We start from the raw sequence: 14,882 nt of genomic DNA, 5'->3' as shown, positions 1-14,882 counted from the left end.
TTAAAATACATTAATTTAAATATTAAAAAATAAAGATAATTTACCATAGAACTCTTTTATAATGGTGGATTATGACTGACAAAAGGGATATTTTCATTAGCTATTCATCGGCCAACAGCGATAAAGCGAATTTTATCTGCGATGAATTGGAAAAGAAAGGATTGAAGTGTTGGATAGCCCCAAGGGATATAAAGAGAAGTACCAATTATGCTGAAGAGATTATGATAGGTCTCAAGCAGGTGGATTTGGTGCTTTTGATTTTTTCAAAAAATGCTCATGAATCAATTTATGTCACTGAAGAGATTGAAAATGCCTTCAAGTTAAATAAGGCAATTTTATCCTTCAAGATTGATGAAACCATGCCTGAGGCTGTCCCTGAAGACAAGATGGGATTCTTTTTGAAAAACAAGCAATGGCTGGACACATGCCCTAACGGCGTTTTCCAAGAGGATGGTGTGAAAAAGTTCGATGATTATTCGCAATCGAAGAAAAACGAATTTTATGAAACACTGTTTGATGATGCAATACGCATTTGCGATGAGGTCCGCCAAGGCAGTTATGTCCCTCCTGAAAAGGGCAGCAAGACAATGCCGAAATTCAGCAAGTCAACAACTGAGGTGAGCTTCTTTTCAAAATACAAGTTTGCAATAATTGCAATCGCCGTTATAGCTATTGCAGTTATCGGTTTTGTTGCAGTGAGTGATTTTGGCAGTAATTCTGATGATTCGAACACAACAACAAAACTTGAGATTGATTATGTGGGTCTGGAAAGCGACGGTGAATCTTACTTCGTATACGGTTCACTTCCATCTGATTTGAATGACACTTCCAAATATTCTGTTCAAACCAAGTTTTACGATGATTCAGGCAAGGTCATACAAACCAATGAGTCCAAATTTAACGATATTGATGGAACTACATTATGTCAATGTCTCGTAAGTGAAGGTAACGTTTCAAAAGTAACTGTGGATGTCCTTGATGATGCAAATAAGGTCATTTCCACTACAGAAAGTAAAAATATAATTAAACAGTAAAACGGTGGTCGATTAATGAATCCTGATGTTTATGTTTGTTATGATGATAAGGATAAGGAAATAGCGGAAGAGGTCTATTCCGCTTTGAAGAATCGTAAACTTAAATGTTGGATGAAAAGCCATGACGTGCATCATGATGAGGTCAAGGAGATGATGGAGGCCATTGATAAATCCCATGTAATGGTTCTGATTTATTCAATGCACTCCAAGGCTTCCAATTTTGTTAATACTGAAGTTGATGTGGCTTTTTCCAAAAAGATCCCAATCATGGTTTTCAGAACAGATGATTCTGAAATTGACGGTGCTTTGGAATTCTTTATCAGTTCTCAACCCAAGTTCAATGCATTTGAGGATTCCGATAGGGAATTGAAGCTTCTGATTGAAAAAACTGTCAGAGTGGTAAGGGATACTAAGAAAGGTAATGTGGCTGATTTTGTAAAAGACAAGAAGATTCCTATAGCAATTTGTCTTGCAATTATATTGATTGCAGGTGCGTGCATTTACATGTTTGTGCCATGGGATGATATGAATAATGAAGGTGCAGCTGATTTATTGGATGCAGGCAATGTAACTCTTAAAGTGACAGACTTCCATGTAGATGATGTGCACAAAAAAGGTTATGCCTGGAATTATTCATACTTTGTAGGAGGAACATTTTCACCAGTTCCTGCCCGTGGAGGAGGATATGTGGTGACTTCAGACTTTTATGACAAATCAGGAAATCTGGTCAATTCAACAACAACTCCATTTGATCAGCTACAGATAGTTGACGACGGATTTTTATTGGGTTCAACAGTGAGGGATGCAAACGACATTGCAAGAGTCGAAGTTCAACTGCTTACAAGCAAGGACATGGTTGTTGCTCACAGTGACTCACAGCTGAAAAATATAAAATAAGGTGTTATGATGAATTCTAAATATATCATTATTATCGTTGCGGCGGTTATCGTAGTTGCGGGCGCTGCAGGTTATTTCTTATTTGGCAATCAATTGGAATTTGAGCATACCACATTGGTTTTAAGCAAATCAGCATATATGGAATCTCCTGTTGCTGAAAACATTTCAGCAGAACCTGACAAGGATGGGGTTTACTATTATGTTGATAAGGAAAACGGAGTTAACATTACAAGCTGTTCCAACATTTCCATAGCGAACAGTTCAAAAACCATCAAGAAGCTCAAGGACGACATGGAATCCAGTTCCAAAAAGACTTATGAGAATAATGTTGTCGTTTATGAAAAGGATGGTGTTTATTCCATTTTCGTTAAGAATGTTGAATACAATGATACTGTAATTATCCAATCGTTAAGTAAGGATCTGCTTCTTGCATGTTGGAATACGCTGAAGTTCCACGACCCGTCAGACTCACTTAAATTTGACAACAAGACTGCCTCTGGTGGTAGTAAGGTCATTAACGCTGCAGAGCAGACTGAAGAAGTGGTTCAGACTGCAACTGCCACAACTTCAACTTCAACAGCTTCAACATCTTCATCATCAGACTCTTCAAGTTCTAGTGATTGGGGTTATGATTGGAGTTCAAGTGAATCAAGCTACAGCAGTTCTGGAGGTTCCAGTTACAGTTCAGGCAGTGTCGGCGGTTCAGCTAGTGTGGATGACTTCGATTTCACTTAAATTGGATTTGAGATTAAAAAGTTTAAACTCTTTTTAATCTCCTGTTTTTATTTTTTTTAAACCATCATTTGCTTCTTTTCTTTAATTGACATATATTGTTGAATATTAAATGTAAATTGGATTTTACATTCCTTTTCAATAGATTTAAATCTATGTTCGGATATATCTATAATCGGTGATTATTATATCCAATAATAACATGACAGGTTTAAATGAGATGCTTGCAATATTTAAAAGGGAAACCGAGGATGCATCTAAGATTACATTCATCGGATCTCCTGGATTATGCACTCCTTTTGCAGAATTCTTAAGTTTCGGTGCAAGCGATAAAGAAACTCACTTCATTCCTTTAACAAATATTGATGACTGTCGTGAGTTTGTACCAAAATCATATGGTTTGGCACTTTCCGAAGAGATTACAAATCCTATAGGTTCGGATGTTGTAGTCCTGATGGGCGGTTTGGCCATACCTGAGTTTAATGTTGATTTTGATGAGTTAAATGAATTGATTGATAAAGTTTTGGCTGATGACGGTAAGATTGTCGGTGTTTGCTTCATGAACATGTTCTATGAATCAGGATGGCTTGACAAGATTAACTTTGACAGCATCATCGATGGAACATTAATCACAATGGTTAAAAGATGAAAAGATTATTGTAGAGATCATCTACAATAATTTACATTTTTTTTACATTACTTTTTTCTGTTTTTCAATTAAACCTTCTTTTGCTTTTGTCTCTTCTTTTTTCTCGGAAAGCAGTTCCATTCCTGCAAAAGCGACTCCGGTTATTACGAAGATTATGTGAAGCACAATTCTCCAAAATTCAAAGTTCGGATCGATGTGGCTTGTTGCATTCAGGAAGTCCTGCAGTAATTCGATAAGTGATATTGCAACTATTGAACCGATGATTTTAAGTTTGAGTCCTGAAAAGTCAAGTTCGCCCATCCATGGAAGGGTGTCATGACCTTTTTCGGCATTGTCTATTTTGGAGACGAAATTTTCATAACCTGAAAATGCAACGATAAGCACCAGATTGGCAACCAAAGTCAGGTCCAGTAATTCAAGGACACGTATAATCCAGTCATTGTCCTCCAATCCCCATACAACCTGGAAGAAGTCAAATGCCTCCATTCCGAATTTTATCAGGATTACTGCCAGTACGACAATCAGGAGAAGATACATCAGTGATAGAATCCACCTGCTATTGTATAAAAGCCATTCCATTTTTGATTCAAGTCTATGTTTTGAATTATGCAGTTGATTGCTGGGCCTATTGTCTGCATTCTGTTCATCTTTAACATTTTCCACATCAACTACTTCAAATGTAGGTCGTTTTTCTGATATTTCAATCACATCCTATAGATAATTGTAAGGCAATCCTTTATTGCCTGATTTAATGTATTTTTCCATATTCTTTTCTAGATAAATCACGTTATTGTTAAATACTGTTTTGGAGTTTATGTTTTCAAATTCAAGGTTTTTGACTGTCAGAACTCCGTTTTCATTGTAGATTACGTATGAGTTTTCACGCTCTTTTGCAAATTTGAAAGTGGACAGATTCACTTCACATAAACCGTTTTCGATAAATATCAGGTTGTTGGAGAATTTGTCACGTGAGAAAATGCAGTCTTCTATAATCAGATTGCTGCTTTCATCTCCCTGCTGAAATATTATGTTGGATGATTCATGAGCGGAAATGTTGTTTGAGAAATTGCATTTTTCCATTTTTACATGGCTGTAGTTGAATATGACGCTTCCTTTATTGTCTGAAATGTTGTTTTCAAATGTTGCATTCATCATATCCACGGAAGCGTTTTGCTCATTGTTTATTGATGCTCCGTTGATTTTTGAGCGGTTTGATTTGAATTCGCAATTTCTAAGAGTCAGTGAATTTATATTGTTGATTGCGCCGCCGTTCTTTTGTGAGGTGTTGTTTTTGAAGTTGCATTCCTCTAAAGTCATCTCTCCCCTGTTGTTGATTGCGCCGCCGTCGCTTTCATTTGCAATGTTTTTTGTGAAGTTGCAGTTTTCAAGTTCCATGGAACCCTCATTGCTGACGGCACCTCCCTTGTTGGAGATGTTGTAGTCGAAATTGCAGTTGACCATCTTAAGGGAGCGGCTCCTGTTGTTTATTGCCCCTCCTTCAGATGTGGACCCGTTTCTGAAGTTGATGTTTTTGAGGGTGACGTTTTCGCCGTTTATGTTGAATATTGCCTTTCCAAGCCCGTCAATGATGTAATCAGCTCCGTCAATAGTAATGTCGTTCCCATCAATGCTTATTCCGGTTTTGTATTCCTTGTTTATGATGTCGCAGTCAAGCTTTATTTCCTTCGCTCCGCTTTCAAGGAGTGATTCAAGATGCTTGAATGATTTTCCCTGCTCGTTTTTGATGTGGATGAATCCTCCTTTGGTGTTGCTTTCGATGTTTTCCTTTTTGTCACCTTCAATGTTTATGAATCCGAGATTATGGATTTCAGAGCTTCTTCTAAGGTCGTTTTCATCATCCCTTATGAATTCACAGTTTTCAAATGTCGCTTCTGAGGTGTTGAAGATGGCAAGGCCCTTTATCGCCCTGTTGTTTTTGAATGTGGTGTCTTTCATGTTAAGTGTTTTGCCGTTGTAAATGGCTCCGCCGAACTTCTTGCTGTCGTTGGCTTCGAATTCACAGTCCTCAACATTTATTTCCCCATTGAAATTGAATATCGCTCCGCCGTCGATCTTGTCGGTATGGTTGTCGATGAATCTGCAGCCTGTGATGCTGACCTTTCCCTGATAGTTGTAGATTGCCCCTCCATTTCCGTCATGGGCATTGTTTTGCCTGAACTCGCAGTTGATGATGTCCAACTTTCCGTTAAGGTTGTTTATGGCTCCGCCGTCCCTGTTTGAGTTTCCGTTTTTGAAAATGATGTTTTTGAGTGTGACGTTGTTTGAGGTTATCACGAACATCTGGGCATTTCTGCTTGTGGAGAATATTGTGTAGCCCTGCCCGTCAATGGTAATGTCGTCGACATCGATTTCAAGGGTTTCTGTCAATATGATGTCCTCGTTTATGACGATGTGTTTGCCTCCGCAGTGAATTGCACTTTCAAATTTCTCTTTCACTGATATCTCTTCAATTGCGGTTTCGTCCTTTCTTCTGAGAGGCTCGATTTCTGTCTCGTCATTTTTCGATTTTTTAAACCAGTCGGATATTGCCATGATTAACACCTGATTAATATTTCTTTTGTGTTTGTATTGATTTAAATATTTCTTTTGGATTAACGTCAAATATTTATAGTAATATGAATAATATTTTTTTGTATGAAGTTTTTTTCATTGTTTTAGGTCTTTTTTACTAAACATTTAAATACTATTAAAGTAAAATAATTAATTAATAGTTATGAAGAGTGTAAATTGCTTTTGATTTCATAACATTTTTATTATTACTGAATTTTCATGATTATAGGAGGAATTGTTAATGGCAAGATTTGAAGTAGCAGAAAACAGAATGTTCAATATTAAAATCTGCTTAAAATGTAACGCTCGTAACCCTGCTGGTGCAACCACCTGCAGAAAATGCGGTTACAAAGGTTTAAGATACAAAGCAAAAGAACCAAGAGGATAGATTCATTCTCTTGAATTCTACTATTTTTTTTAATTTTTATATACTATTTTTCTTTAAAGCATTAATTTAATATATTATTTTCAATAAAACTTATTTTATGAAAGACGTTGAAAATTATATTCGTGATATTTTAAAAACAAGGAAAATTCATTTTACTTTAATTGACCCTGATGAACAGACTCCGGAGCAGGCTTTGGAAATCGCCACTCAGGCCATTGAAGGAGGAACCGATGGAATCATGATTGGTGGATCCACAGTCAACGGAGACGATGTGGACAACACCTGTAAAATATTGTCTGAAAACATCGCTGTTCCAATCATCATTTTCCCTGGAAATACAAGCAGCGTAAGCAAATACGCTGATGCGATTTTCTACATGAGCTATGTGAACTCAAGAAATCCGTACTGGATTAACGGCGCTCAGGCAATAGCCGCACCAGCAGTTAAGGCATCAGGAATGGAAATTTTATCCATGCACTACATGGTCGTTGCCCCAGGAGGAACTGTAGGATGGGTCGGCGATGCAAATCTCGTTCCTAGAAACAAGCCTAAGATACCTGCAGTCTATGCGATGTCTGCGGAGCTCTTTGGAATCAAATTCTTCTATCTTGAAGCAGGGTCCGGTGCTGAAGAACCTATTCCTGCTGAAATGGTTGCATACTCCAAAAAGGCAGCTCCTAAAAACATCCTAGTTGTCGGAGGAGGCATTCGTGACGCTAAAGCTGCTTACATGGCAGCAAAAGCTGGAGGAGACATTATCGTAACCGGTACCGTTGTAGAGGAAGTCGATGATGTTCAAGCCAAAATCCAGGAATTGACCGGAGCCATCAGAAAAGCTTCCATGGAGTAGTTTCAAACTGCTCTAAATTTTTTATTTTCCCCAGCATTTGACAATACTTTTCAAATGCTCTCTCATTTAATTTATATTCTAGTTCTGATAAATTAGTTAATGTTAATGTAAAATCCTCAAAAGAGGACAAACACCTGAAGGTAGATACTATGTTGAATTCACTATATGAGAAAGCCATCGCTAAAAGAGGATTCATCCAGCCGATTGACTCTGAAACTGATATGGAATCGATATTGGAGTACAAATGGTTCGACAGGAAATTTCCCGAAAGCACGGACGAATTTACCATTGCGGCTGGGGACGGAAGTTTCAACAAAAAGAAATTTCTCACAACCAATTTCTGTGCCGTCGGAGCGGAATCCATAATCTACGATGGTGAAATTAAAAAGATTGACGATTCGGACATTTTCGATATCGGACATGTAAATTTCCTTGACGAGCTTCTGAGCAATTACATGGCGGTTTATGAACTCAAATGTGCACTCAGGGCACTGAACGAATATGACGTTAACTATTACATGCTTGACGGCTCCATTTTGGGAGACCTTCAAAACGCATTTCCGAGAGGGGCCAAGCTGCCATCAAAGCTTAAGGACAACATGGACGACAGCCTCCTGAAGGAATTTGAAAGAAGGCTGTCCAAGAGGCATTTCGGTTTGGCTTTTCCTGACTTGAGGGACACTCTGAAATTGGTTGAGATGCCTAAATCCGAAAGGTCAAACAAGATTGAGGAATACAATCTTCACCTTGCGTCTGTCGAGAAGATTATTTTGCTGAGGGAGATTTTAAACCATAACCGAAAAATCATCTCAATTTCGAAGACCTCCTCAGACAATGACCTGTTCAAATGGAATATTCCCGACATTGCATTTCTCGACAAGAACACCAAAAAGGAAGGTATTTCAAAGCTGGATTACAGGCATGTGTTTGAAAGGGCGGCATTTCCGTACTACAACGACTTCTTTAAAAGATTGACATTCACTGTTTTTTACGTTCGTCTTCAGGACAACAAAAATGTCCTTAAAGTGGAATTGCCGTACAGGGCATCTGAAAAGCAGGTGCTTGATATAGTTGAAAAAATCAAGGTATTGTCGGTTCAGGGATATCCTTATCTGCTCAATAAAGCACATAACGATGTTGTTATAACCGACAGGAACATGAAAGAATTGCTTAAGATAGCTAAAGTTTATGAAACAACCAACAGGGAGGTAATGTCATGGTAGTTGGAATTTGTGTAGGGGAAACCTCACTTACAGAAGTCACATTCATCTCAGATAAAATGCCGAAAGTCGGCGAATACGTTACAATAGAATATGATGGAAAACTGGTCTTAGGAATGATAGAAAACTTGATTATGGGAAATGACGCTTTAAATGTCGACATCAACGACTTTAAGGCAATTCAAAAAATCTCAAGAATAGGCGTGGAGGACAACTACATCCGTGGAAAGGTAAAGATTCTCGGTGACGTCAGGGACAATTTGAAATTGCCAAGAACCCCTGTGCTTCCGGGAACCGAAATCATGCTGGCCGACAAGGACATTCTCAAGGAAATATTCAAGGTCAAAAACCCTTTGAAGCTGGGTTGCCTTGTAAACCAAAGTGATGTTGAAGTCAATGTCGATGCAAATCCGATTCTCTCAAGACATCTCGCCGTTTTGGCAATGACCGGTGCGGGCAAATCAAATACCGTATCAGTTCTCATAGACCAGCTTCTGGGATACACCGTTCCTGTATTCGTATTTGACATGCACGGCGAGTATAAGGATGCAAGCTTTCCCAACGGCGAAGTCAATGTGATCCATCCGAAAATCAATCCGAATTACATGGCATTTCATGAAATACGAAGGCTGGTAAACATCCCGACCAATGGTTACATTCAGGAAAGGCACTTCAGAAAGGCATTCAAGGAAGCAAAGGCAATGCTTAAGGACGGAAGGGCAAACTCCAATAATTTCCTGCAGATAATGTATGACATCTTGTATGAAAAGTCACTTGAGGAAGGCTCAGACAGGCAGATCATTGACGTTATGAACAAAATCGATGATTCAATGGACAAGTACTCCAAGCTATTCAACAAGAACGCAGCAAACATACTTTCAAACATTAAGGCAGGATATGTCAATGTTCTTGACTTAAGCCAGGTCGACGAGTTTGTTGCAAGCGTCCTTGTAAGCCATATCCTGAGAAACTCCCTTCAGCGCTCTAAGGATGCTGCACACAGCGACAACAAGGAAGAGCTTTTGAACAATTCAGTGTTTTTCATACTTGAGGAAGCACATATCCTCGCTCCGAACAAAAGGGAATCCGATTCAAAAAGATGGATTCAGAGGGTTGCAAGGGAAGGCCGTAAATTCGGAATCGGATTATGTCTGGTAAGCCAATCCCCAAAGACAGTCGACCATGATGCACTCTCACAGATGAACAACATGATCATCTTAAGGCTTGTCGAACCTGAAGACCAAAGGCATGTCCAATCAGCAAGCGAAAGCCTCTCACAGGACTTGGTAAATCAGCTGCCGTCATTGAATGTTGGTGAAGCCATTGTGCTGGGCTTGATGAGCAAGGTGCCTACTCTTGTCAAAATCGATGAGTTCAAAGGCCGTCGTCACGGTGATGACATGGACATTGTTTCCCATTTCAAGGACATTAAGCAAAGACGTGCCGAAGAGCTTGACCGCCAGAAAAAGGAAACTTTGGATATGGGATATGATTACTAATCCCAAACTTTTTTCATTTTTATATTACAATATTGATCTTTCCTTGTAATATTGTATAGATTCATATCAAAAGTTATTTATACCATTTGCCATATATCAGTAATTGAAATTAAAATTGAAGAATTCTATTACGCTTTGACAACAATTTTACAAAGTAAAAGCAATTTTTCAAAGTGAGGGCAATTTTTCAATATCAAAGCAATTATGGAGTACAGATTGCTTTGAAAAAAACTCGCTAAAAGTTATTAAGAGGACAAATTATGCGTTTCAACTTTCAATGTATTAAATAATAATCCTCCATTTCTAATCTAGGTGATATTATGGATGAATTAAAATTTGTTAATCAATTGGAAAATAATGGGGAGTTGTTTTATCAAAATTTTAAAAAGTTAGGTGATTTTTATAATTTACGCCATAAAAACAAAGTTTTAGATTACATTAGCAATCATAAAGGAATAATTGTTTTATTAAATGAACTTAAACCTCATTTGGTTAAAAATTTTCCTAATGCTAAGTTTGATTTAACGTATTACACAGATCCTGAAAGTGATAAATTTTCCCATATAATTCTTTACGTCAAGGTTGATGAATATACTTTTGATAATGGAGTAATGGATGGTATTGATGCGATTTTTTGGGATTTTGTTCCTTTAATGCAAAAATTAAATATCATTTCAAATTTTTCTTTGATGCCTGCGTTATACAATTGATAGGGTAATGTTACTGATTTCTCATTAATGATGGAGTAATTGGGTTGTTAATGTTAATGTCATTTCACATTAGCGGTTGTGTTTTGCGGTTGTTAATGTTATTGTCGGTTCACATTAACTGTGGATTCATCTATTAATAAATTTTACAAATAACTCAATTGAATAGTTTTCAAATGCTCTCTGCAAACTATTAAATATAAAATTAAATAAAATATTATTCAATTAAATGCTGTTATAGTGTTTAAATTGGTTATATACAATTAAATAAATAAAGGTAATATAATGAAATTTGCACATTTAGCAGATACTCATTTAGGTTATCGCCAATTTGGTTTAATTGAGCGTGAAAGAGACTTTTATGAAGTATTTGGAAAGGTTATAGACAAGATTATAGAAGAGAATGTCGACTTTGTAATACATAGTGGAGACCTGTTCGAAACAGCTAAACCATCTCCAATGGCACTTTTAGAGTTCCAAAAAGGATTGCTTAAACTTAAAGGCGCCGGAATTCCGATGTATGCGATTGCAGGAAATCACGATTCCGTAATGCGCAAGGGATCAATTCCGCCACAGGTAATCTTTAAGAAAATGGGCCTGAAAGTGATAAGTCCAATCAACACCAATTACATGCAGGGTGATGTGTTCATTGCAGGTTTGCCGTTTTATCCGGCATCCCAGAGCAACGTTTTAAAATCCAAGCTAGTTGAATTGTCCAAAAAGGCCGCCAGTCATGAAAAGTCAATACTGGTACTGCACCAGGGCGTTGACAATTACTTTGACTACCAGTATGAGCTGGAAACCGGTGATATTCCTGACAATTTCACATACTATGCATTGGGCCACATCCACAAATACACAGAAACTGATTTTGGAAAGGGAACATTGGTCTATCCTGGATCTACTGAGGTATGGAAAACCGATGAATTGGAAGACTACCGTGAAAACGGCAAAGGATTTGTGGTTGTTGATATGGACGGCAACAAGCCTGCAGTCAAAAGGGTCAAGGTTGACTTGCCTCGTCAATTCATTAAAAGGTCAATTGATTACACCAAGCTTGAAAGCAATATCGCTGGCATCAAGGAAACCATCAGGGATTTGGAAAAGCCTCCAATCCTGATTTTAAACATCAACAATGTGGATTCAGATACTGGAGTCATTTACGACAGAATCAATGAGGAGCTAAGCGAACTGTCACTGATGATAAGGCCTACATTCAACACCGTTGAGGGGGAAATTGATAATCTTATTATAAAGGACGATTCCATAGGTCCTAAGGAATTAATCATGCAAAGACTTGAAGGATATGGCAGCAATGTCGATAAGCTGGCCGTTGACTTGTATGAGCTGTTGTCAAAGGACAAGACTGAAGATGTACAGGCTGTAATAGAGCAGTATTACACTCAGCATTTCGGCTCTGATGATGTGGAATTCACAACTGACAATTTCGAAAGGGAAGAAGTGGACACTGGAATTTTTGAAAGCGACAACATCGAGCCTATGGTGGAAAACGAAGACAGTGAAGACGCTACCAAGGATATTCAGGTAACCTTCAAGGAGGTTCTAGAATGATTTTCACAAGATTAAAGTTAACCAATTTCAAGTCTCATCAAAACACAATAATCGGATTCAATAAGGGAATAAGCGTTATTGTCGGTGAAAACGGTGCTGGAAAATCAACAATTTTAGAAGCCATCAGCTTTGCACTCTTCAAACAGCACACTGCCAAAAAGATAGATGATCTGGTGAGAAACAATGCAAATACAATGTCCGTTGAGCTGCAGTTCATTTCCAACGGCAAGGAATACCGGATTGTCCGTGAAAAGAAATCCAATCTTAAATCCTCACTTTACGCTAAAACATCTTCCGACAGCGGATTCATGCACATCTGCAGCGGTGATAAGGAAGTCAACAATGAGATTCGCCAAATTCTGGATATCGATTCAGATCTGTTCCTCAATGCAATCTACATCAGGCAGGGTGAAATCGCTGAATTGGTTGACAAGTCTTCTTCCGAGAAAAAACAGCTCATAGCCAAGCTGCTGGGCATAGATTCCCTGGAAAAGGCATGGAAAAACTTATTGCCTTTCATCAACAATTACGAGCTTAAGCTTTCAGAGCTTGAAGGTAAGCTATACAACTCCAAAGAGCTCAAGGAAGACTATGAAAGAAAAATGAAGGAACTTGAAGAAATTAAAGTCAAGGGCCATGAGCTTGAAGGCCAGATTAACGACGTCAACAATTCGTTAAGCGAAATCTCTTCAAGCAAAAGGGATATGGAGACCGAAAAGGAAATCTATGAAAAGCTTGTCAATAACCTGCAGACCGAAGAGGCAAATCTCGTAAAACTTGAGGAAAACAAGCGCAATGTTCAGGAAAATCTGGACAAGATTCGTGAAGCTGAAGAGCAAATTAAAAGATTGGAAAAATACGTCTCAAAGCTTGACGTTTACCTTGACTTTGAAAAGTCAGTTGTAAGCATACAAAACCTCAAGGAGGAAGAAAAGCAGATTGAGGATAAATTGGAATCAATCGCTCAGCAAAAAGAGATTGTCAAGGATAAAAAAGAGGAATATGACAAATTCCTGGAGTCCAACGAACAGATTGAACAATTGGATTCACAAAAAATCAGCTATGAAAAAGATTTGGCCGCAATGGCTAAACTTGAGCAGGAGAAAAAGGATCTCTTAAGGTCAATCGAGGATGAGCGAAACGACATTCAGAAATTCTTCTCAAAATCCAAAAACCAACTGGATGACTGCGAATTGCCTCAGGAGGCATTGGATGAAATCGATGACTTCACTCACCTGCAGGATGCCTGCGACAATTTCTCAGATGAAACCTCACAAAAAATCAAGGATCTCTCAGAAGAGATAATCTCCAAAAATGAGGAGATTGTTGTATTCAAGCAGAACATCAAAGCCTGCGAAAAGCCTCTCGAGGAACTGGACGGTGTGGATAACAAATGTCCTGTTTGTCAGGCGGACCTGACTTTAGATAAAAAGGAAAAGCTCATCAAGGATTACAATTCCACAATTGAGGAAAATAGAAAGTTAATTGCAGAATATGAAGAGAAAGTAAGTTCATCTGCAAAAGACAAGGAATCCTTAGAGGAAAATATTGTAAAGATAAACGATTTGTCCAAGGAAATCATAGACTACAAGCATAAGGTCATCCATCTTGAAAATCAGCTGGTCAAACTGAACAAGATTGATGAAGGCCTTGAATCCAAGGAACTGATAAGCAATAAGCTTGGTGAACTTATATTGGTCATCGCAAAAGAAAGAACAGCTCGTGAAGAATATAAGGAATCTTATGATGCATATAATCAGGCAAAAGGCGCACTTGACGTTTTAGGTGATGAAACTGATGTGCAATACAAGCTGAAGCAGGTCAAAAATGAACTTGACAACCATGTCAAAAACATCAAGTTGGCCATTGAACAGGACCCTCATCTTAGCGGAGACATCAGCGCTTCAGAACTGCAAGACAGAATTGCCGATTTGAAGCAGAAAAACGAAGAGTACAATCAGCTAATCGGATTTGTGAAAAATAAGAACTCTCTGATGACTCAGCATGATACAATCAAAGAGGAAATCGGCACATGCCTCAATCAAAAAGACATTATCAAAAACAAGATTGAAGCAACCGTTTACGACCAGGAGAAATATGAGCAGATTCTGTTCCGCTATGAGATGTATGAAAGAAAGCAGGTTGAATTAAGCGACGAGCTTTCACAGCTCAAGGGCCGTGCCCGTGAATCAATTGCATATACCAAGGACTTAAGCGAAAAGATCAAAACATCAGACAGGTTCCAAAAAGAGCACAGCAACGTAAGCGATTATGTCAATGTGCTGAAACACATCAGGGAAATATTCGGCAAAAATGAAATCCAAAAGGATTTGAGAATCATTTCAAAACCTTTAATCCAAAAGTACACCAAGGAATTCTTCAATGAATTCAACTTCAATTACTCTGATTTGACATTGGATGACGAATACGACGTTACAGTATATGGTCCTGAAGGGGAATCATCCATAACCATGGTCAGTGGCGGTGAAAAGATTGCTATTGCCCTTGCATTGAGACTTGGTATTACAAAAGCAATGTCAAAAGGAGATTTGGATACAATATTGTTGGATGAGCCTACAATTCATTTGGATGCATCCAGAAGACATGAACTCATCAATCTGTTGAAGGACATGTCCGTATTGCCTCAAATGATTATTGTGACTCACGAAAGTCAGCTTGAAAATGCAGCTGAAAACCTGATTAAAGTTGAAAAAGAAAATGGTATTTCAAAGGTTTCTTTTTAAATATCATTTTTAATTCTTA

The 14,882-nt window shown here is 38.1% G+C and carries 13 protein-coding genes; 11 read left to right on the top strand and 2 right to left on the bottom strand.

What is annotated here, in order from left to right; translation table 11 throughout:
- Positions 1-71: 71 nt before the first annotated feature.
- The 4 genes from Q0W26_RS01295 to Q0W26_RS01280 all read left to right on the top strand — a co-directional run bounded on the left by Q0W26_RS01295 (position 72) and on the right by Q0W26_RS01280 (position 3,312).
- On the top strand, positions 72-1,034 hold the full coding sequence (locus tag Q0W26_RS01295; protein ID WP_298521599.1) for a toll/interleukin-1 receptor domain-containing protein: 963 nt from the start codon (positions 72-74) through the stop codon (positions 1,032-1,034).
- A gap of 15 nt (positions 1,035-1,049) precedes the next feature.
- Complete coding sequence (locus Q0W26_RS01290; RefSeq protein WP_298521598.1) at positions 1,050-1,931, top strand: toll/interleukin-1 receptor domain-containing protein; 882 nt, start codon at positions 1,050-1,052, stop codon at positions 1,929-1,931.
- A gap of 9 nt (positions 1,932-1,940) precedes the next feature.
- Entirely contained in the window at positions 1,941-2,666 is a 726-nt protein-coding gene (locus tag Q0W26_RS01285; RefSeq protein WP_298521597.1) for a hypothetical protein, read from the top strand.
- Positions 2,667-2,865: 199 nt separating this feature from the next.
- Positions 2,866-3,312 carry a DUF2124 family protein gene (locus Q0W26_RS01280; protein ID WP_298521596.1) on the top strand — a complete coding sequence of 149 codons (447 nt, stop codon included), beginning with the start codon at positions 2,866-2,868 and terminating at the stop codon, positions 3,310-3,312.
- A 42-nt stretch (positions 3,313-3,354) separates the two neighbouring features.
- Here Q0W26_RS01280 and Q0W26_RS01275 read toward each other — a convergent pair whose 3' ends face one another.
- Positions 3,355-4,020: a YqhA family protein gene (locus Q0W26_RS01275; protein WP_298521595.1), complete on the bottom strand. Its 666-nt coding sequence runs from the start codon at positions 4,018-4,020 to the stop codon at positions 3,355-3,357.
- Positions 4,021-4,023: 3 nt separating this feature from the next.
- Entirely contained in the window at positions 4,024-5,865 is a 1,842-nt protein-coding gene (locus tag Q0W26_RS01270) for a hypothetical protein (RefSeq protein WP_298521594.1), read from the bottom strand.
- 259 nt (positions 5,866-6,124) lie between these two features.
- Here Q0W26_RS01270 and Q0W26_RS01265 point away from each other — a divergent pair, with 259 nt between their 5' ends.
- From Q0W26_RS01265 to Q0W26_RS01235, 7 genes are all read left to right on the top strand, one after another.
- Complete coding sequence (locus Q0W26_RS01265; RefSeq protein WP_298521593.1) at positions 6,125-6,271, top strand: 50S ribosomal protein L40e; 147 nt, start codon at positions 6,125-6,127, stop codon at positions 6,269-6,271.
- A gap of 97 nt (positions 6,272-6,368) precedes the next feature.
- Positions 6,369-7,121 carry a geranylgeranylglyceryl/heptaprenylglyceryl phosphate synthase gene (locus Q0W26_RS01260; RefSeq protein ID WP_298521592.1) on the top strand — a complete coding sequence of 251 codons (753 nt, stop codon included), beginning with the start codon at positions 6,369-6,371 and terminating at the stop codon, positions 7,119-7,121.
- A gap of 149 nt (positions 7,122-7,270) precedes the next feature.
- Entirely contained in the window at positions 7,271-8,344 is a 1,074-nt protein-coding gene (locus Q0W26_RS01255) for a DNA double-strand break repair nuclease NurA (protein ID WP_298521591.1), read from the top strand.
- Positions 8,338-9,840 carry an ATP-binding protein gene (locus Q0W26_RS01250; protein WP_298521590.1) on the top strand — a complete coding sequence of 501 codons (1,503 nt, stop codon included), beginning with the start codon at positions 8,338-8,340 and terminating at the stop codon, positions 9,838-9,840. The genes Q0W26_RS01255 and Q0W26_RS01250 overlap by 7 nt, the downstream gene beginning before the upstream one ends.
- Before the next feature lie 320 nt (positions 9,841-10,160).
- Positions 10,161-10,550, top strand: a complete 390-nt coding sequence (locus tag Q0W26_RS01245; RefSeq protein ID WP_298521589.1) for a hypothetical protein — start codon at positions 10,161-10,163, stop codon at positions 10,548-10,550.
- 282 nt (positions 10,551-10,832) lie between these two features.
- Positions 10,833-12,119, top strand: a complete 1,287-nt coding sequence (locus tag Q0W26_RS01240; protein ID WP_298521588.1) for a DNA repair exonuclease — start codon at positions 10,833-10,835, stop codon at positions 12,117-12,119.
- A complete protein-coding gene (locus Q0W26_RS01235; protein ID WP_298521587.1) occupies positions 12,116-14,863 on the top strand; it encodes an SMC family ATPase in 2,748 nt (915 codons plus the stop codon). The genes Q0W26_RS01240 and Q0W26_RS01235 overlap by 4 nt, the downstream gene beginning before the upstream one ends.
- Positions 14,864-14,882 lie beyond the last annotated feature (19 nt).

Source organism: uncultured Methanobrevibacter sp. (assembly GCF_947169325.1).
Taxonomy (GTDB): domain Archaea; phylum Methanobacteriota; class Methanobacteria; order Methanobacteriales; family Methanobacteriaceae; genus Methanocatella.
The sequence above is the reverse complement of the archived record's forward strand: the minus strand, read 5'-3'. Positions and strand labels throughout refer to the sequence as shown.